Source organism: Blautia sp. LMAG:89 (assembly GCF_008679485.1).
In the GTDB taxonomy this organism is placed as follows: Bacteria; Bacillota; Clostridia; order Lachnospirales; family Lachnospiraceae; genus Blautia_A; species Blautia_A fusiformis.
The window spans coordinates 1-19,779 of the sequence record NZ_NANC01000010.1 but is presented as its reverse complement, the minus strand read 5'-3'; the positions used below and the strand labels follow the sequence as shown (position 1 = coordinate 19,779).

General features: G+C 46.2%; 14 protein-coding genes and 1 tRNA gene. 13 read left to right on the top strand and 2 right to left on the bottom strand.

The features are described from left to right. On the bottom strand, positions 1-244 hold a 244-nt coding region (locus CCC70_RS12985; RefSeq protein WP_287085022.1), incomplete at its 3' end, for a hypothetical protein. Between the two features lie 462 nt (positions 245-706). On the opposite strand from CCC70_RS12985, the gene CCC70_RS12980 reads away from it, so the two are divergent. The 10 genes from CCC70_RS12980 (at position 707) to CCC70_RS12935 (ending at position 13,317) form a co-directional block, all read left to right on the top strand. Then, positions 707-2,062, top strand: coding sequence for an SPFH domain-containing protein (locus CCC70_RS12980; protein ID WP_287085021.1), 1,356 nt, complete (start codon positions 707-709; stop codon positions 2,060-2,062). Positions 2,063-2,146: 84 nt separating this feature from the next. After that, positions 2,147-3,232 (top strand): hypothetical protein, encoded by a 1,086-nt coding sequence (locus CCC70_RS12975; RefSeq protein ID WP_287085020.1) that lies wholly within the window; start codon positions 2,147-2,149, stop codon positions 3,230-3,232. Positions 3,233-3,245: 13 nt separating this feature from the next. After that, the gene (locus CCC70_RS12970; protein WP_021651410.1) at positions 3,246-4,046 is read left to right on the top strand and encodes a TPM domain-containing protein; all 801 of its coding nucleotides are present in this window, start codon (positions 3,246-3,248) and stop codon (positions 4,044-4,046) included. A 266-nt stretch (positions 4,047-4,312) separates the two neighbouring features. Beyond that, positions 4,313-5,398 (top strand): 3-isopropylmalate dehydrogenase, encoded by a 1,086-nt coding sequence (gene leuB, locus CCC70_RS12965; RefSeq protein WP_138276404.1) that lies wholly within the window; start codon positions 4,313-4,315, stop codon positions 5,396-5,398. 110 nt (positions 5,399-5,508) lie between these two features. Further along, positions 5,509-7,182 carry a dihydroxy-acid dehydratase gene (ilvD, locus tag CCC70_RS12960; RefSeq protein ID WP_287085019.1) on the top strand — a complete coding sequence of 558 codons (1,674 nt, stop codon included), beginning with the start codon at positions 5,509-5,511 and terminating at the stop codon, positions 7,180-7,182. A gap of 15 nt (positions 7,183-7,197) precedes the next feature. Continuing rightward, entirely contained in the window at positions 7,198-8,880 is a 1,683-nt protein-coding gene (ilvB, locus tag CCC70_RS12955) for a biosynthetic-type acetolactate synthase large subunit (RefSeq protein WP_287085018.1), read from the top strand. After that, positions 8,873-9,955 (top strand): 3-phosphoserine/phosphohydroxythreonine transaminase, encoded by a 1,083-nt coding sequence (gene serC / locus CCC70_RS12950; RefSeq protein ID WP_015527147.1) that lies wholly within the window; start codon positions 8,873-8,875, stop codon positions 9,953-9,955. The genes ilvB and serC overlap by 8 nt, the downstream gene beginning before the upstream one ends. Then, the gene (locus CCC70_RS12945) at positions 9,955-11,118 is read left to right on the top strand and encodes a phosphoglycerate dehydrogenase (RefSeq protein WP_021651414.1); all 1,164 of its coding nucleotides are present in this window, start codon (positions 9,955-9,957) and stop codon (positions 11,116-11,118) included. Before serC ends, CCC70_RS12945 begins: the two co-directional genes overlap by 1 nt. Positions 11,119-11,529: 411 nt before the next feature. Then, positions 11,530-11,901: a hypothetical protein gene (locus tag CCC70_RS12940; protein WP_287085017.1), complete on the top strand. Its 372-nt coding sequence runs from the start codon at positions 11,530-11,532 to the stop codon at positions 11,899-11,901. A gap of 90 nt (positions 11,902-11,991) precedes the next feature. Beyond that, entirely contained in the window at positions 11,992-13,317 is a 1,326-nt protein-coding gene (locus tag CCC70_RS12935; RefSeq protein WP_287084087.1) for an IS4 family transposase, read from the top strand. 267 nt (positions 13,318-13,584) lie between these two features. On the opposite strand, the gene CCC70_RS12930 is transcribed toward CCC70_RS12935, so the two are convergent. After that, positions 13,585-14,556, bottom strand: coding sequence for a carbohydrate kinase family protein (locus tag CCC70_RS12930; protein ID WP_287085016.1), 972 nt, complete (start codon positions 14,554-14,556; stop codon positions 13,585-13,587). A 215-nt stretch (positions 14,557-14,771) separates the two neighbouring features. Between CCC70_RS12930 and glgB the strand changes: the two genes are divergently transcribed. From glgB to CCC70_RS12915, 3 genes are all read left to right on the top strand, one after another. After that, the gene (gene glgB, locus CCC70_RS12925) at positions 14,772-17,045 is read left to right on the top strand and encodes a 1,4-alpha-glucan branching enzyme (RefSeq protein ID WP_287085015.1); all 2,274 of its coding nucleotides are present in this window, start codon (positions 14,772-14,774) and stop codon (positions 17,043-17,045) included. 126 nt (positions 17,046-17,171) lie between these two features. Then, positions 17,172-17,244 (top strand) — tRNA-Thr (locus CCC70_RS12920). Between the two features lie 878 nt (positions 17,245-18,122). Further along, positions 18,123-19,448, top strand: coding sequence for an IS4 family transposase (locus CCC70_RS12915; protein ID WP_287084087.1), 1,326 nt, complete (start codon positions 18,123-18,125; stop codon positions 19,446-19,448). Positions 19,449-19,779 lie beyond the last annotated feature (331 nt).

Here is a 19,779-nt window from a genome sequence, read left to right as displayed (position 1 = left end):
TAATAAGAATTGCCGTATTCCTATGAGGAAGCAGGCGATTGCTGAGGTTGAGAAGGCTGATCAGGCTTCTGCTTGATGCTTTTTTCGCAATAACTTGAATATGAGAGAGGCACTGCGTTTTTTTGTGACGTGGTGTCTTTTTTTGTGTGGACGAAGGGACGCCGGGGAAGGGGATGCTGGATGGCTCTGCTTCTGCAGGAGGGGAGCTGATTCTTGGACGGCGGGAATCTGCGTTGTTTTTCAAAAGTTCGCTGTCTGAGCGGCAGCAGGCCGCGAGTTCGGACTTTTTAAAAACGCTTTTAGCAGATTTCCGGCGTCCTAGAAGCCAGCCCCCGACGAAGCCGCAGACCAGCCAGCATCCCCTTCCCCGGCTGGTGCTTCCGGTGAGAAATAGTGTCGTTTGACGGTTGGTTGTGGGTCGTCAGCGCTGCGCTGGACGACTGCAATGGCTGAGTTTGTGTTTGGTTGGGGGGACGGCTGAGGCGCTGCGCTGTCAGCCTGGGATTGCGGATGTGCCTAGAATTGCGGATGTGCTAGAATTGCGGATGTGATGGGAATATGACAATTGTAATATTGTATAGAAATAAGTGGATTTTTGGTAAAATTCGTGTAATAATGATGTTACTATCAGAAATGAGAGTGACGATGGCTTTGGAATATCGTAAAATTGTAAATAAGAATGAATTTTCAGAAAGGGGTTGGATTTATGGGTCTTATCAGAGCGGCTGTGGGTGCAGCGGGTGGTACGTTGGCGGATCAGTGGAAGGAGTTTTTTTACTGTGAGGCTATGGATAAAGAAGTGATGGTTGTGAAGGGGACGAAGAGGTCTTCTTCCAGGTCTTCCAATAAGCATGGGAGTGATAATATCATTTCCAGCGGCAGCGGGATCGCTGTGGCGGATGGTCAGTGTATGATGATCGTGGAGCAGGGGAAGGTTGTTGAGGTTTGTGCGGATCCGGGAGAGTATACGTATGATGCTTCTACGGAGCCGAGTATTTTTTCAGGTAGTCTGGGTGACGGAATCAGGAAGACTTTTGATACGATCGGGAAGAGGTTTGCTTTTGGCGGTGATACGGGTAAGGATCAGAGGGTGTATTATTTTAATACCAAGGAGCTTGTGGATAACAAGTTTGGTACTGCTAATCCGATCCCGTTCCGGGTTGTGGATTCCAGGATCGGGCTGGATGTGGATGTGGCTGTGAGGTGTCATGGTGTTTATTCCTACAGGATCGCGGATCCCCTTCTTTTTTATACGAATGTGTGTGGAAATGTGGAGCGGGAGTATACCAGAGAGGAGCTGGACGGACAGCTGAAGGCGGAGTTTATCAGTGCGCTGCAGCCTGCTTTCGGAAGGCTTTCGGAGCTGGAGTTGCGTCCGAATCAGATCGTGACTCATAATACGGAGCTGGAGAATGCCATGAATGAGGTGCTTTCTGCCAAGTGGGAGGAGCTTCGTGGGCTTAAGGTGGTCAGTGTGGCACTTGGTTCTGTGACATTGCCGGATGAGGATGCCGAGATGATCAAGCAGGCTCAGCGTACGGCTATGATGCGTGATCCTGCTATGGCTGCGGCTACTCTGACCGGGGCCCAGGCGGATGCTATGAAGGCTGCGGCTTCTAATTCAGCAGGGGCTATGACTGGTTTTATGGGCATGGGTATGGCTGCTAATGCAGGTGGTCTGAATGCGCAGCAGTTGTTTGAGATGGGCCAGAAGCAGCAGGCGCAGCAGCAGAGTGTACAGCAGCAGGCAGCGCAGCCGGTTTCGCCGGCAGGGAACGGAGTAGGGGCTGCGGCTGGTTCCTGGACCTGTAGCTGTGGTGCGGTTTCTTCGGGGAAATTCTGTCCGGAGTGTGGTGCATCGCGTCCGGTGGAGGACAGCTGGACCTGTTCCTGCGGTACGGTGAATAAAGGAAAGTTCTGTATGAACTGCGGAGCGAAGAAGCCGGAGAAGAAGATGCAGTATCGCTGCAGCAGGTGCGGATGGGAACCGGCAGATCCGGAGAATCCACCGAAATTCTGCCCGGAGTGCGGTGATCCGTTCGGACCGGAGGATGCAGTATAGATCAGAAAGAGAGATGGTCAGGAGCAAAATGCAGGGTAACTCCTGCCGGTTGTTGGATACAGAATGATGAAGTGAGGTGAATATATGGCGAAGATGCAGGAGTTTAAGTGTCCGTGCTGTGGTGGCTCCATAGAGTTTGACAGTTCTGTGCAGAAGATGAAGTGTCCGTTTTGTGATACGGAGTTTGATGTTGGTACGTTATCGGAATATGCCCAGACTGTGGAGGAAGAGCAGCCTGAGGATATGAGCTGGTCGGATGAGGCCGGCAGTGAGTGGCAGGACGGGGAGAGTGAGGGGCTGCGTACCTATGTGTGCAAGTCCTGTGGCGGTGAGATCGTGGGAGATGCCAATACGGCAGCAACGGCCTGCCCGTTTTGCGGAAGTCCGGTGGTAATGACCGGGCAGCTGTCCGGTGCACTGAAGCCGGATTATGTGATCCCGTTTAAGCTGGACAAGAAAGCGGCAAAGGAGAGGCTGAAAAAGCATCTTACCGGTAAGAGACTTTTGCCGAAAGCATTTAAGTCAGAGAATCATATCAGCGAGGTTAAGGGCATCTACGTTCCGTTTTGGCTGTATGACACAGACGCAGACGCAGATATCCGTTACCGTGCAACAAAGACCCGGTTCTGGAGCGATAGTGATTATGATTATACGGAGACCAGCTATTATGCAGTACACAGAAGTGGTTCTCTTGGTTTTGATCATGTACCGGTGGATGGCTCTGCCAGCATGGAAAATGATCTGATGGAGTCTATAGAGCCTTTTGATTTCAAAGAAGCGGTGGATTTTCAGACTGCGTATCTGGCTGGATATTTTGCAGATAAATATGATGTGACAGCGAGCGAGTGTGAGGAACGTGCCAATGAGCGTATCCGTCGTAGCACAGAGGCTGCATTCCGGGATACAGTGAGAGGATACGCCAGTGTGGTACCGGAGAATACCAGTATCCGGCTTCATAACGGGACAACGAAATATGCGCTATATCCCGTATGGATCCTGCAGACGAAGTGGAAGGGTGATAATTACATATTTGCCATGAATGGTCAGACAGGGAAATTTGTGGGAAATCTGCCTACAGACAAGAACGCTTTTGCACGATGGTTTCTGGGAACAACGGGGGTCGTGGGTGTGATCGCTTATATTATCCTGTATCTGATCTGGGTTTTGTAGGGAGGTGGATGCCATGAAAAAAAGAATATCTGTATTTTTGATATCGATCCTTTTGTGTCTGGCATGTGCTTTTCCAGTATGGGCAGGCACCGTAAGCCGTCTGGATGACCAGGCGGGACTTCTGGATGCAGAGCAGCAGGAGAGCCTGAGCAGTACTCTGGATGAGATCAGTGAGCGGGATCAGGTAGATGTTGTGGTCGTTACCGTTAACAGTCTTGAGGGAAAAACAGCCCAGGCGTATGCGGAGGATTATTTTATTGACCATGGATATGGGCAGGGGGAAAATGGTGACGGTATTTTATTCCTGTTGGATATGGGAGACCGTAACTGGGCCATTGCAACACACGGATATGCGATAGAAGTGTTTACGGATGCCGGACAGTCCTACATCATGGATCAGGTGAAGCCTTATTTAAGTGACGGTGATTATAACGAAGCGTTTCATAAGTTTGCCACGGAATGCGATGATTTTATCACGCAGGCAGATGAGGCAGAGCCATACGATGTGGAAAACCTTCCGGATGAGCCTTTTGCGGTTGGGATAAACCTGCTGATTGCTCTTGCTGTGGGGCTTGTGGCAGGATTACTGGTGACCGGAAATATGAGAAGAAAGTTGAAAACTGTGCGAAAACAGGATCGGGCGGCTTCTTATGTGCGGCAGGGCAGTATGAATGTGACCAGAAGTAATGATTTTTACCTCTACAGTACGGTATCAAAATCCGCAAAACCGAAAAATGAGGATAATAACGGTGGTTCCAGCACCCATACCTCATCTTCCGGTGATACCTTCGGTGGTTCCAGCGGGAAATTCTGAGAAGATCATCAGGAAAAACAGAATATGATAAAAAAAGAAAGACTGCTGTACCGGAATGGTAGGGCAGTTTTTCTTTTTTCTGTGTGCGAAAGTATGTCTCTGTGGCGGCAGAAACAGGGAATTGCTGTTTATTTTTTGCATTCCGGAAATAACTTTATCTATTTAATAGGTTGAAATCCGTCGAAAAGTGCGTTATGATAATAACAATTATCCACACCAGTGCGTTAAAATTTTACAGCACAGGGGAAATCGGAGGAGTGAATCAAATGGAGTACAAAATTGCCCTGATTCCGGGAGACGGAATCGGTCCGGAGATTGTTGCCGAGGCCAAAAAAGTTTTAGACAGAGTATGTGAGAAATACAGTCATAAATTTTCATACACAGAGGTTCTTTTAGGAGGGGCATCCATTGATGCTCACGGAGTACCCCTTACAGAGGAAGCCATTGCCCAGGCAAAAGCTTCTGATGCAGTACTGATGGGTTCCATTGGCGGTGATGCCAAGACATCCCCGTGGTATAAGCTTGAGCCATCCAAACGTCCGGAGGCAGGTCTTCTTGCGATACGTAAGGCGCTGAACCTGTTTGCAAATCTTCGTCCGGCTTATCTTTACAATGAGCTTCGTGATGCATGCCCGCTCCGTGATGAGATCATCGGAGATGGTTTTGACATGATCATCGTAAGAGAGCTTACAGGAGGTCTTTATTTCGGAGCAAGAAAGACTACTGAGGAGAACGGAGTCCGCACAGCAGTAGATACTCTTTCTTATAATGAGAATGAGATCCGCCGTATTGCAATTAAGGCATTTGAGATCGCACGTAAGAGAAGAAATAAGGTTACAAGTGTAGATAAAGCCAATGTTCTTGATTCTTCCAGACTCTGGAGAAGTGTAGTGGAGGATGTGGCAAAGAATTATCCGGATGTAACACTGGAGCATATGCTGGTTGATAACTGTGCAATGCAGCTGGTACGTGACCCGAAGCAGTTTGATGTTATCCTTACAGAAAACATGTTTGGAGATATCCTTTCTGATGAGGCAAGTATGGTGACCGGTTCTATCGGAATGCTTTCCTCCGCAAGCTTAAATGAGACAAAGCTTGGTCTCTATGAGCCGAGCCATGGTTCAGCACCGGATATCGCAGGCCAGAACAAGGCAAACCCGATCGCAACCATTCTTTCCGCTGCCATGATGCTGAGATATTCTCTGGATCTTGATAAAGAAGCAGATGCTGTGGAAACAGCAGTACAGAAGGTTCTTACAGATGGTTACAGAACAGGAGATATCATGTCTGACGGATGCAAGCTTGTCGGAACCAAAGAGATGGGCGATCTGATCGCAGATGCCATCGCATAAATAAAGACGAACAAAACGAAACAGAACAAAAAGAACCGATATCAGGTAAAAGAAGACAATAAGCAGATACCGGATCATATCGTAAAAAATAAAAAGGAGAGACCCTGAAAATGAGAAGTGATACCGTAAGAAAAGGCACACAGCAGGCACCACATCGTTCCCTGTTCAATGCCCTTGGAATGACAAAGGAAGAAATGGACAAACCACTGGTAGGAATCGTAAGCTCTTATAACGAGATCGTACCGGGACATATGAACCTTGACAAAATTGTAAATGCTGTGAAACTTGGCGTTGCAATGGCTGGCGGCACACCGGTTGTATTTCCGGCGATCGCAGTATGTGACGGAATCGCAATGGGACACGTTGGAATGAAATATTCCCTTGTTACACGTGACCTGATCGCAGATTCCACAGAGGCCATGGCACTGGCTCATCAGTTCGATGCTCTGGTCATGGTTCCCAACTGTGACAAAAACGTACCTGGCCTTCTGATGGCAGCGGCAAGAATCAACGTTCCTACTGTATTTGTAAGCGGCGGTCCGATGCTTGCCGGTCATGTAAAAGGACATAAAACCAGTCTTTCCAGCATGTTTGAGGCAGTAGGCTCCTATGCAGCAGGAACCCTCACAGCAGATGATCTGGAAGAATTCGAAAACAAAACCTGCCCGACCTGTGGATCATGTTCCGGTATGTACACTGCGAACAGCATGAACTGCCTGACTGAGGTTCTCGGTATGGGACTGAAAGGAAACGGTACCATCCCGGCAGTATACTCTGAACGTATCCGTCTTGCAAAGCATGCAGGAATGCAGGTAATGGAAATGTACAGAAGGAACATCCGCCCAAGAGACATTATGACAAAAGAGGCAGTTTTAAATGCACTTACAGTAGATATGGCACTTGGATGCTCCACAAACAGTATGCTTCATCTTCCGGCTATCGCACATGAGATCGGAATGGACTTTGATATCAGCTTTGCAAATGAGATCAGTGAGAAGACCCCGAACCTTTGCCACCTTGCACCGGCAGGCCCGACCTACATGGAAGATCTTAATGAGGCCGGCGGTGTCTATGCGGTCATGAATGAGCTGAACAAGCTGGGACTTCTCCATACAGAGTGTATGACAGTAACCGGAAAAACAGTAGGTGAGAATATCAAAAACTGTGTAAACCTGAATCCGGAGGTTATCCGCCCTATCGACAATCCGTATACAAAGACAGGCGGACTTGCCGTACTGAAAGGAAACCTTGCACCGGATGGTGGTGTTGTAAAACGTTCGGCAGTTGTACCGGAGATGCTGGTACATGAAGGTCCTGCACGTGTATTTGACAGCGAGGATGACGCAATTGTTGCCATCAAGAGCGGTAAGATCGTAGAGGGAGATGTTGTGGTTATCCGCTACGAGGGACCAAAGGGTGGCCCTGGAATGAGAGAAATGCTGAATCCTACATCTGCTATCGTGGGAATGGGACTTGGTTCTTCCGTAGCCCTGATCACCGACGGACGTTTCAGTGGTGCATCCAGAGGAGCCGCTATCGGACACGTATCACCGGAGGCAGCAGTAGGCGGTCCGATCGCACTGGTTGAGGAAGGCGATATCATCAGTATCAATATTCCGGAGCTGAAACTGGAGATCAAGGTTTCAGATGAAGAGATGCAGGCCAGAAGAGAAAAATGGCAGCCAAGAGAGCCGAAGGTGACAACCGGATATCTGGCAAGATACGCTGCCATGGTAACATCCGGAAACCGTGGCGCGATCCTGGAAGTACCGAAAGCAAAATAAGGAGGAACGAAAGATATGCAGCTTACAGGTGCAGAGATCATCGTAGAATGTCTGAAGGAACAGGGCGTTGATACCGTATTTGGATATCCGGGCGGCGCGATCCTGAATGTTTACGATGCCTTATATGAATACAAAGATGAGATCACACATGTACTGACCTCCCACGAGCAGGGTGCATCCCATGCTGCTGACGGTTATGCAAGAGCGACCGGAAAGGTAGGTGTCTGCCTGGCAACCTCCGGTCCAGGAGCAACTAACCTGGTAACAGGAATCGCGACTGCATACATGGATTCCGTACCGATGGTAGCCATTACTGCAAACGTAGGAAGACCACTCCTGGGAAGAGATTCTTTCCAGGAGGTTGATATCGCAGGTATCGTAATGCCTGTAACAAAATACAGTTTCATCGTAAAGAATATCGAAGATCTTGCAGATACGTTAAGAAGAGCATTTTATATTGCAAAAAGCGGAAGACCCGGTCCGGTGCTTGTGGATGTCCCGAAGGATATCACAGGAATGAAATATGAATATGAGCCATGTCATCCGGCTGCTGTTAACCGTGAGATCAAAAGTATCCGTAAAGAAGATATTGATCAGGCACTGGAAATGATCAGAGAGGCAGAGAAACCGTTTATTTTTGTTGGCGGCGGATGTGTGATCTCCGGTGCTGACCAGGAAGTACGTGAGCTGGCTCGCAGGATCCAGGCTCCTGTCTGTGATACTCTGATGGGCAAGGGTACTTTCCCGGGAGAAGATCCTCTCTATACAGGTATGGTAGGTATGCACGGAACCAAGACTTCCGATCTTGGCGTAACAGAGTGCGATCTTCTTATTGTTCTCGGGGCACGCTTCAGTGACCGTGTAACAGGAAATACAAAAACTTTTGCACATAATGCAAAAATCCTTCAGATCGATGTGGATGCTGCGGAGATCAATAAAAATATCAAAGTGGATGCCAGTGTGATCGGTGATGTGAAGGAAGTGTTGAAACGCCTTCTGGAGGAAATTCCGAAGAAAGAACATCCGGAGTGGATTGCACATATCCAGGAATTGAAATCAAAATATCCGCTGAATTATGATCACACACAGCTTACAGGTCCGTATATTATAGAGAAGCTTTATGAGTTGACCAACGGTGATGCGATCATCTCCACAGATGTTGGACAGCATCAGATGTGGGCGGCGCAGTATTATAAATACAAAGAGCCGAGAACTCTTCTTACTTCCGGCGGCCTTGGAACCATGGGCTATGGTCTTGGCGCTGCAATTGGCGCGAAGATGGGCAGACCGGAAAAAACAGTTGTAAATATAGCAGGTGACGGATGCTTCCGTATGAATATGAATGAGCTGGCAACAGCTGCACGCTGTGGCAGACAGCTGATCCAGATTGTTATGAACAATCATGTACTGGGAATGGTGCGTCAGTGGCAGACGCTTTTCTATGGAAAGAGGTACTCTTCCACAGTACTGGATGACGCCGTTGATTTTGTGAAATTATCAGAGGCGCTGGGTGCAAAAGCCATTCGTGTGACAAAGATGGAGGATGTGGAGCCTGCACTTAAGATGGCACTGGCAGCAGAGGGACCTGTCGTTCTGGAGTGCTGGATCGATCAGGATCTGAGTGTGTTCCCGATGGTACCGGCTGGTGCGAACCTTGATGATGTATTTGACGAGGAGGATATGAAGAAACATGAGTAGAGTGTATAATTTTTCTGCCGGACCGGCAGTGCTTCCAGAGGAAGTACTCAAAGAAGTAGCGGATGAGATGATGGATTATAACGGCACAGGAATGTCTGTTATGGAAATGAGCCACAGAAGTGCAGCTTTTCAGGAGATCATTGATACTGCAGAGAAAGATCTTCGCGAGCTTATGAACATTCCGGATAACTACAAGGTACTTTTCCTTCAGGGAGGAGCATCCCAGCAGTTTGCCATGATCCCGATGAACCTCATGAAAAACAAGGTCGCAGATTATATCGTAACAGGACAGTGGGCAAAAAAAGCTTATCAGGAAGCTCAGAAATACGGAAAAGCAAACAAGATCGCATCTTCTGAAGATAAAACCTTCAGCTATATTCCGGACTGCAGTGATCTGCCGATCAGCCCGGATGCAGACTACGTATACATCTGTGAGAACAACACCATTTACGGCACAAAATTCAAAAAACTTCCAAACACAAAAGGTAAGACTCTGGTAGCAGATGTATCCTCCTGCTTTCTGTCTGAGCCGGTGGATGTAAGCAAATATGGTATTATCTATGGCGGTGTTCAGAAGAACATCGGACCGGCAGGCATGGTTATCGTGATCATCCGTGAGGACTTGATCACAGAGGATGTTCTTCCGGGAACCCCAACCATGCTTACTTATAAGACACATGCAGACGCAGGCTCTCTTTACAATACACCGAATGCTTACTGCATCTATGTATGCGGAAAAGTATTTAAATGGCTGAAGAAGATGGGCGGTCTGGAAGTGATGAAACAGCGCAATGAGGAAAAAGCAAAAATCCTTTATGATTACCTGGATTCCAGCAAGCTGTTCAAAGGAACTGTAGTTCCGGAAGACAGATCTCTTATGAATGTACCGTTCGTAACCGGTGACAAGGAAATGGATGCCAAGTTTGTCAAAGAGGCAACTGAAGCAGGACTTGTAAACCTGAAAGGACACCGTACTGTTGGCGGAATGCGTGCCAGCATCTACAATGCCATGCCAAAGGCCGGCGTAGAGGCACTGGTTGCATTCATGAAAAAATTTGAGGAGGAGAATGCATAATGTTCCAGTATCATTGCCTGAATCCTATCGCTGAAAAAGGTCTGAAACTTTTTGGCGATAATTATAAAAAAACAGAGACCGCTGACCAGTGTGATGCAATCCTTGTAAGAAGTGCAAAAATGCACGACATGGAGCTGCCGAAGAGCGTTTGCGCAGTTGCACGTGCAGGTGCAGGCGTCAATAATATTCCGGTTAAGGAGTATGCAGAGAAGGGTGTTGTTGTATTCAACACGCCTGGAGCTAACGCAAACGGCGTAAAAGAGCTGGTACTTGCAGGTATGCTCCTTGCATCCAGAGATATCGTAGGAGGTATCGAGTGGGTTGCGCAGGAGAAAGATAAAGAGCACATCGGCAAGCTTGCCGAGAAGCAGAAAAAACAGTTCGCAGGATGCGAGATCAGCGGCAAAAAGCTTGGTATCATCGGTCTTGGAGCCATTGGAGCCATGGTGGCAAACGCAGCATGCGGTCTTGGCATGGAAGTATATGGCTATGACCCATATCTTTCTATTGATGCGGCATGGAACCTGTCCAGAACTATCAAGCACAGCAAGAGCCTGGATGAGATCTACAGCCAGTGCGATTATATCACCATTCATGTGCCGCTTCTTGACAGCACTAAGAAGATGATCAACAAAGAAGCTTTCGATAAGATGAAGGACGGCGTAGTTCTTCTGAATTTTGCAAGAGATCTTCTTGTTGATGAGGATGCGCTGATCGAGGCTGTTGAGAGTGGCAAGGTTAAGAAGTATGTAACTGACTTTGCAAATGAGACAGTTGCAGGACGCGAGGGTATTCTGGTAACTCCGCATCTTGGTGCGTCTACAGAGGAATCTGAAGAAAATTGTGCAGAGATGGCTGTAAAGGAGATCCGCGATTACCTTGAGAATGGTAATATCAAAAATTCAGTTAATTATCCGAACTGTGATATGGGTACCTGTGTGGCTGTTGGAAGAATCTCTCTTGCGCACAGCAACACACCGAATATGATCAGTCAGGTTACCAAGATCCTTGGATCCGAGGGACTGAATATTGCGGATATGACGAATAAGAGTAAAGGGGAGTTTGCTTATACTCTTATTGATCTTGAGAGTGCGGCGTCTGCTAAGGCGTTGGATGAACTCAAGGAGATTGAGGGAATGTATAGGGTGCGTGTTGTTAAGTAAAGTAACAAGAGGTTAGAAATACTTTTTTTTAAATACTGTGTGGCGTTTGCTTTTTTGGCGAATGGCGCACAGTATTTTTTTTGAGGAAAAAAGGAAAACCGCAAAGGGGCCGCAAAGCCGCGGCCCCTCTGCACACCCCTCGGGCTTTTTTTAGGAGTGCTTGGTTGTGGAGGACGGGAGTTTTGTTGACTTGTGTCTGTATGCGACGGTGCTGGGAACGAAAGGTTGAGCCGATGGAGGAAAACGGCCTGAAGGGGTTGTTGAGAGTGAAAAAGTCTTGAGGCCGTTATAGGTATGTGACGGTATTGGATGTGGAAGGTTGAGCCGAGAGTGAGGGGGGAGGGGTTTGGTAGGTCTCGATGTGCGGGGCACATCTGCGGATTTTTTGGAATATTATAGAAGTGAATTTGAATGGTAAATATATCAAATGGGAATATATCAAATGGGAATATATCAAATGGGAATATATCAAATGGGAATATATCAAATGGGAATATATTAAATGGGAATATATCAAATGGGAATATATCAAATGGGAATATATCAAATGCGAATATATTAAATGCAAATATATCAAATACAAACATAATGTGTAAATATAATATACGTAATGGTATTGGATATAAATTTTTATACGATAAGACATTAATAAAAATATATGATATAACAGGGAAAATACGTAGAAACTTCAACAATTGGCGGACAGGCGCGAAGCGCCGCCTCCGCGGTACGTGCCCGGAAAGAGGGGGTGCAGGGGGAGAAAAGCGGGCCAATGTCATTTAGTTAGGGACGCCCTATTCCCAAAAGTTACAGTGTATGGTAAAAAAAGACTATACACTGTAACTTTTTTTATTATGCAAAGGAGATGTGCCTATGAATTCAGCGTTTACTTATAATTATGAATTGCTCATGTCACTCATTTCTGAACTGGAGAGCGAAATAAACTCTTTTGTCACCAGACCTGGTATTGATTTTTCCAGGAAACGTAAGATATCTTTCCAGGATACGATCCTTTTTCTTTTAACTATGAGGGGCGGTTCTCTCAATACAGCATTTTTTGATTTCTTTTCATGCCGGTCTCAAAAAGATCTCCCATCCCTTTCTGCTCTCCAGCAGCAACGGGCCAAGATACATCCGGATGCTTTTTATCATCTTCTGCACCGTTTTTCACGATCACTTCCCTCTGAACATGATTATGAGGGTTTTCAGCTTCTTGCATGTGATGGCTCGGATCTGAACATCTTTTATAATCCGGATGATAAAGACAGCTGTAAGCCTTCCGGTTCCGGAAAAAAAGGCTCCAATCAGCTTCATCTTCATGCCCTATATGATCTTTGTAATAAAAAATATGTGGATGTCCTTATTGAAAAAACAATGGTCAGCAATGAATCCCGTGCATTGATACAAATGCTGCGGAATATACCTCACCCTGACAGAACGATCATACTGGCCGATCGCGGATATGAAACTTACCATGTCTTTGCACACATCATGGCAAAAGGTCTCTCCTTTGTCATCCGTACAAAAGATATTTTCAGCAAAGGAGGCATTTCCTGCGGCTTTCGTCTTCCGGACCGGGAACTGGATGAAGGGCTGGATTTTTTTATTACGCGTAGTACGGTCCACTCTAAACGGGACCCGATAAGATATAAAAAACTTTCTCCCAGATCTGCATTTGACTTTCTGAATCTGGAAAAAGATGGCAAACAGGCTGTTTATCCCATGCACCTGCGGCTGGTACGTTTTCAGCTGGATACAGGGGAATATGAATGTATTGTCACGAATCTGGGAAAAGACCGTTTTCCTCCGGAAAAAATAAAAGAACTATATCATTTAAGATGGGGGATCGAGACTTCATTCCGAAAACTGAAATATAATATCGGGGTATCGAATCTTCATTCAAAGAAGGCGGAATATGTAGAACAGGAAATATACGCACGTATCATCATGTACAATTTCTGCGAATCAGTTACCGCACATGTAACTGTCAAACAGAAAGACCAAAAATACGTTTATCAGATAAATTTCACAATGGCTGTACATATCTGCAAAATTTTCCTGCAAAAAAGCTGTTCCACAATTCCGCCGCATATCGAGACACTCTTGCTGCAATACCTGACTCCGGTCAGACCCGGCCGGAAATTCCCCCGTTCCAAGAAGATGAAAGGTTTTGTAGCCTTTGGATATAGAGTATCTTAATATAAGAATACTATAATTTTTAAGAATAGAAAAGAGATTGTTTAAAAACTGTAATTGCCTGCCAAGGGGGAAGTCTGTGCGTTTTGGGGTATTATATAATGAAAACTTACAGCATAACTTATATCCTAAAAATATTTTTTAATAAAAAGTCCCTAACTAAATGACATTGAAAGCGGGCTTCGTAACTCCGAGTGCTTTCTCCCCCTGCGGTTTTCCTCAGCTTATCAAAGCTAATAAATAAGAACTATAAGAAAAAATAAAAACTAATTACTTGCGAGATGCGATGAAGTCAAGAACTTCATCCCTTGTAGGCATCACGCGAAGCGCGCCCTTCTTTGTTGTGATAAGAGAAGCTGCCGCATTTGCAAAAGTAAGCAGTTCTGCAAGGTTCTCGTCTGTGAGATCATCAAGCCCGTGCTCAAGTACATAGTTCAATGTGCTTGCGCAGAAGGTGTCACCGGCGCCGGTGGTTTCAATGGTTTTTTCCTGAAGGAAAGGAGCAGCCTCGACCTTCCGTCCGCGATAATAAGCGCGGCTTCCGTCTTTTCCCATTGTGATCAGCACAAGCGGGATATGATATTTTTCTTCGATAAGGGCAGCACCCTTGTCATAATCTGTTGTGTCAAAAAGAAATTCCACTTCATTATCAGAAATCTTCAGTACATCACAGCGTTCCATGCCGTATTCGATCTCTTTGCGGGCATCGTTCAGATCCTTCCAGAGTGGAGGGCGTAAGTTCGGGTCAAAGGTGATGATGCATCCGGCTTCTTTTGCCACGTCAAGAGCATAGCGGGTTGCTTCACGGACACCCTCATGTGTGGAAGAAAGCGTGCCGAAATGGAAGATCCTGGAATTGCGGATCAGATCGGCATCTACATCATCCTTTGTCAGCATCATATCTGCACCTGGATTACGGTAGAAAGAAAAATCACGGTCTCCGTCCGGGTAAGTATGTACAAAAGCAAGGGTAGTATGAATTTCATCGTCCATGACAAGATTTCTGGTATCAATGCCGCATTCTTCTACGGCAGCCTTCAGCTGCTTGCCGAACATGTCGTTTCCGACCTTTCCGATAAATGCAGTTTTTTTGCCAAGACGGTTCAGCATGGCAAGAACGTTACAGGGAGCTCCGCCCGGGTTTGCCTCGAAAGTGGGGTTTCCCTGGGAACTGTCACCGTTTTCTGTGAAGTCGATCAGAAGCTCGCCGAGAGCTGTTACATCATACTGTCTGTTTTCCATTGATGATTCCTCCTGATAAGTTATTTGTTTCATATTCTGCTTCATATTATAATCGTTACACATGATTTTGGGAAGGACCAAATCGAATTATTTTCTGTTCTGTTACCGGTTACTTGTGGTGCTTTTTGCGAAGATTAGAACTGTTATCTTTATTTTTCTGTAAAATGGTGGTAAACTTAGTCTATAAAACAACAAATATGATGGAGGAGACGATTATGGCTGATAAAGCGTATGAATATATGGATTGGCCCCGGATCGAGGCAATCGTTTACGGGGAGGAGGCATCACCTCGTGATGTGATGCAGCCAAGGGTAACAGAGGATGGCGTTCTGATCCAGGGATTTTTTCCGGGAACGGATGCTGCAGAGGTTGTTGTAGGGGAAAAGAGTTATCCGATGATCCTGGAAGATGAGGCTGGTTATTATGCTGTAATGCTTCCGCTGAAAAGGATTCCGGAATATCGTTTCCGTGTGATAAGAGGAAGCAGGAAAGAGACTTTTTACGATGCTTATGAATATCCATGCCAGATCACGGAAGAGGAGGAACGAGCTTTTTGTGCCGGTGTCTATTACAAGGCATATGAGAAGCTGGGAGCGCATCCTGGGACCTGTGGCGAGGTAGAAGGAACATATTTTGCAGTCTGGGCGCCAAATGCAATCAGTGTCAGTGTGGTCGGTGATTTTGACAGGTGGGATGGAAGGCGGCTTCCGATGCATCGGATGCCAATGTCCGGAATTTTTGAGCTTTTTGTTCCAGGTGTACAGGCAGGGGCCTCTTACCAGTATGAGATCAAGATCAAAGGCGGCAATGTACAGAGGAAATCTGATCCGTATGGAAATGGAACCCAGGGAGCGCCGTCTGTGATTTCTGTTGTAACAGAACTGGGAGATTTTTTATGGCAGGATGAAGCGTGGATGAAGGAACGTGAAAGGTTTGCCAGCCGTGAAGTTCCGGTTTCCATTTATGAAACGGATGTAACAGAGTGGAAAAACAGTGGTGAACTGGTGGAGTTTCTGAAGGAAACCGGTTATACGCATGTAGAATTTCATCCGGTGATGGAGTATCTTGACCGAAGTTCAGGAGGATATTCTACGTCTGCGTATTATGCTGTGACTACCCGTTTTGGGACTGCGGCAGATTTCCGGACACTGGTGGAGGATCTTCATCAGGCAGGGATTGGCGTGATCCTGGACTGGACACCGGCTCAGTTTCCGCGGTTTGATGCAGGGCTTGAGAAATTTGACGGAACTCCTCTTTATGAAGTACAGGATCCGGCTATGGCCGTTCATCCGATGTGGGGCACCATGCTTTATAATTACGGAAGTCCTATGGTCAAAGATTTTCTTATTTCTAATGCGTTTTTCTGGCTGGATGAATTTCATGTGGACGGATTTCGGATGGATGATGTAGATGCGATGCTGTATCTGGATTTTGGAAGAGAGGCGGGACAGTGGACGGCTAATCTTTATAGTTCCAATGAGAACCTTCAGGCAATGGAGTTTCTGAAGCATCTGAATTCTATTGTGAAGAAGCAGTATCCGGGGATTCTTCTGATCGCACAGGAGGATGGTTTATGGCCGCAGCTTACAGACAGTGTGGAGAATGATCATCTGGGGTTTGACTATAAATGGAGTGGTGGCTGGACAAAGGATCTTCTTTCTTACCTGGAAGCAGAGCCTTTGGACAGACGAAATTATTATGATCAGCTGACGCTTTCCATGATGTATGCATATAGTGAGCATTATGTACTGACTCTGGGGAAGAGAGATGTGGGTACGTTAAAAGAGTTTCTGGAGAAGCTTCCGGGATCTTCAAGGCAGAAGGATGCTCAGCTGCGTGCTGCGTATGGCTATCTGATGCTTCATCCGGGTGTGAAGATGACTGCGCCGGATGGGGATGTGGGGCCGGAAATGAGGGCGTATCTGCATGATCTGAATGAACTTTACAGGAATCATCCGGCGTTGTATGCAATGGATGGTAATTCGGATGGGTTTGAGTGGATCCAGTTTACCAGCTATGATGAGAATGTGGTTGCGTTTCTTCGTAAGACGGAAAAGCCGGAAGAAACGATTCTTGCGGTGTGTAATTTTTCACCGGTATCTTATGACAGTTACCGGGTTGGTGTGCCTTTTGCGGGGAAATATAAGGAAATTTTCAACAGTGACAGTGAAAAGTTTGGCGGACAGGGTGTGGTGAACGCACGGGCGAAAGCGGCTATTCATATGGAGTGTGATAACAGGGAGTTTTCTTTGAAGCTGAAGCTTCCGGCTTATGGTGTGGCGGTATTTGGGTGTACACCGGAGAAGGGGGATGTGAAGAAAAGCTCTGTGAAGAAAGGAAATGTGAAAAAGACTGCGGGGAAAAGCAGGGGAAAGCGTATGGATAAGGCGAAAATGACGGTGGTTGAAAAATCTGTGGCTGTAAAGGATGCGGTAAAGGTTGTGAGACGGGTGGCTTCTCGCAGGAAGGGGGCTTCCGGGGATGAGTGATGGTTTGTGAATTAAATGGGAATATGGTTGGGGGTGATTGGTGTGGTGAGGATTTAAGTGGATTGTAGGAAAAAGTGCTTGCATTTTTTGTAAAATACGGTATAATATCAGTTGTGTTTAGCACAAGCTGGAATAGCTCAGTCGGTAGAGCACTTCACTCGTAATGAAGGGGTCGTGAGTTCGAGTCTCATTTCCAGCTTATATATGACTGATGGGAGTCCGGTGTCTTTGGAATATGAAGATGCCGGGCTTTTTTTGGTGTGTATGGATGTGGTCGAGGGACGCCAGAGGAAGGTGGCATTGCTCGGTGGATGCAGTCGGGGATGCTTTTGAGGTTTTGTGAGAAGGATGGAGAGGGACGCCAGAGGAAGGTGGCATCGCTCCGGGGGGGATGTGGTCGAGGGACACCAGAGGAAGGTGGCATCGCTCCGGGCAGGGACTCCGTCGGGGGATACTACTAGGACTCCGTGAGACGGCTAAAAGCATTGCGGCAGGGCCAGAACTCGCCTCCGGCTCAGACAGCAGACCCTGCCGCAATAACGCCGTCTCCCGCAGCCCAAGTAGTAATCACCCCTCCTCCGCAGCAGCCCGGCCCGATGCCACCTTCCTCTGGCTGACGCTTCCAGCCGACAAGAAAAAAGCCAGAGCATAGGACAGAAGCAAACATCAAAGCAACATCAAAGAATCCAGAATACAGGAACCAGATCGGCACAGCGTACCACCATAAATATCGAAGAATACAGGGACCAGATCGGCACAGCGTACCACTATAAGTACCGAAGAATCCCAGAACCAGATCGCAGATCGGCACAGTGTACCACCATAAGTACCGAAGAATACAGAAACCAGATCGGCACAACGTTCCACATCCAATACCGAAGCATACAGACAAAAGTCAACAACGCAGTACATACAACAACGCAGAACTTCTTCCGTGCCCAACGGGGTGGGAGCGCGAGGGAGGGCGTTCGGGCCAATGTCATTTAGTTAGGGACGCCCTATTCCCAAAAGTTACAGTGTATGGTAAAAAAAGACTATACACTGTAACTTTTTTTATTATGCAAAGGAGATGTGCCTATGAATTCAGCGTTTACTTATAATTATGAATTGCTCATGTCACTCATTTCTGAACTGGAGAGCGAAATAAACTCTTTTGTCACCAGACCTGGTATTGATTTTTCCAGGAAACGTAAGATATCTTTCCAGGATACGATCCTTTTTCTTTTAACTATGAGGGGCGGTTCTCTCAATACAGCATTTTTTGATTTCTTTTCATGCCGGTCTCAAAAAGATCTCCCATCCCTTTCTGCTCTCCAGCAGCAACGGGCCAAGATACATCCGGATGCTTTTTATCATCTTCTGCACCGTTTTTCACGATCACTTCCCTCTGAACATGATTATGAGGGTTTTCAGCTTCTTGCATGTGATGGCTCGGATCTGAACATCTTTTATAATCCGGATGATAAAGACAGCTGTAAGCCTTCCGGTTCCGGAAAAAAAGGCTCCAATCAGCTTCATCTTCATGCCCTATATGATCTTTGTAATAAAAAATATGTGGATGTCCTTATTGAAAAAACAATGGTCAGCAATGAATCCCGTGCATTGATACAAATGCTGCGGAATATACCTCACCCTGACAGAACGATCATACTGGCCGATCGCGGATATGAAACTTACCATGTCTTTGCACACATCATGGCAAAAGGTCTCTCCTTTGTCATCCGTACAAAAGATATTTTCAGCAAAGGAGGCATTTCCTGCGGCTTTCGTCTTCCGGACCGGGAACTGGATGAAGGGCTGGATTTTTTTATTACGCGTAGTACGGTCCACTCTAAACGGGACCCGATAAGATATAAAAAACTTTCTCCCAGATCTGCATTTGACTTTCTGAATCTGGAAAAAGATGGCAAACAGGCTGTTTATCCCATGCACCTGCGGCTGGTACGTTTTCAGCTGGATACAGGGGAATATGAATGTATTGTCACGAATCTGGGAAAAGACCGTTTTCCTCCGGAAAAAATAAAAGAACTATATCATTTAAGATGGGGGATCGAGACTTCATTCCGAAAACTGAAATATAATATCGGGGTATCGAATCTTCATTCAAAGAAGGCGGAATATGTAGAACAGGAAATATACGCACGTATCATCATGTACAATTTCTGCGAATCAGTTACCGCACATGTAACTGTCAAACAGAAAGACCAAAAATACGTTTATCAGATAAATTTCACAATGGCTGTACATATCTGCAAAATTTTCCTGCAAAAAAGCTGTTCCACAATTCCGCCGCATATCGAGACACTCTTGCTGCAATACCTGACTCCGGTCAGACCCGGCCGGAAATTCCCCCGTTCCAAGAAGATGAAAGGTTTTGTAGCCTTTGGATATAGAGTATCTTAATATAAGAATACTATAATTTTTAAGAATAGAAAAGAGATTGTTTAAAAACTGTAATTGCCTGCCAAGGGGGAAGTCTGTGCGTTTTGGGGTATTATATAATGAAAACTTACAGCATAACTTATATCCTAAAAATATTTTTTAATAAAAAGTCCCTAACTAAATGACATTGCGTTCGGGCTACGGAACTCTGAGATCGCCTTCCCTCGCACTTACCGCATTGAAAATGCGACCGGCATAGCGCCATCCAGCGAAGAGACTTATTATTAAAAAACAACACGATAAACAACACAATAAACAACAATAAAGATAATCCTAAAAATTACAAATAAGA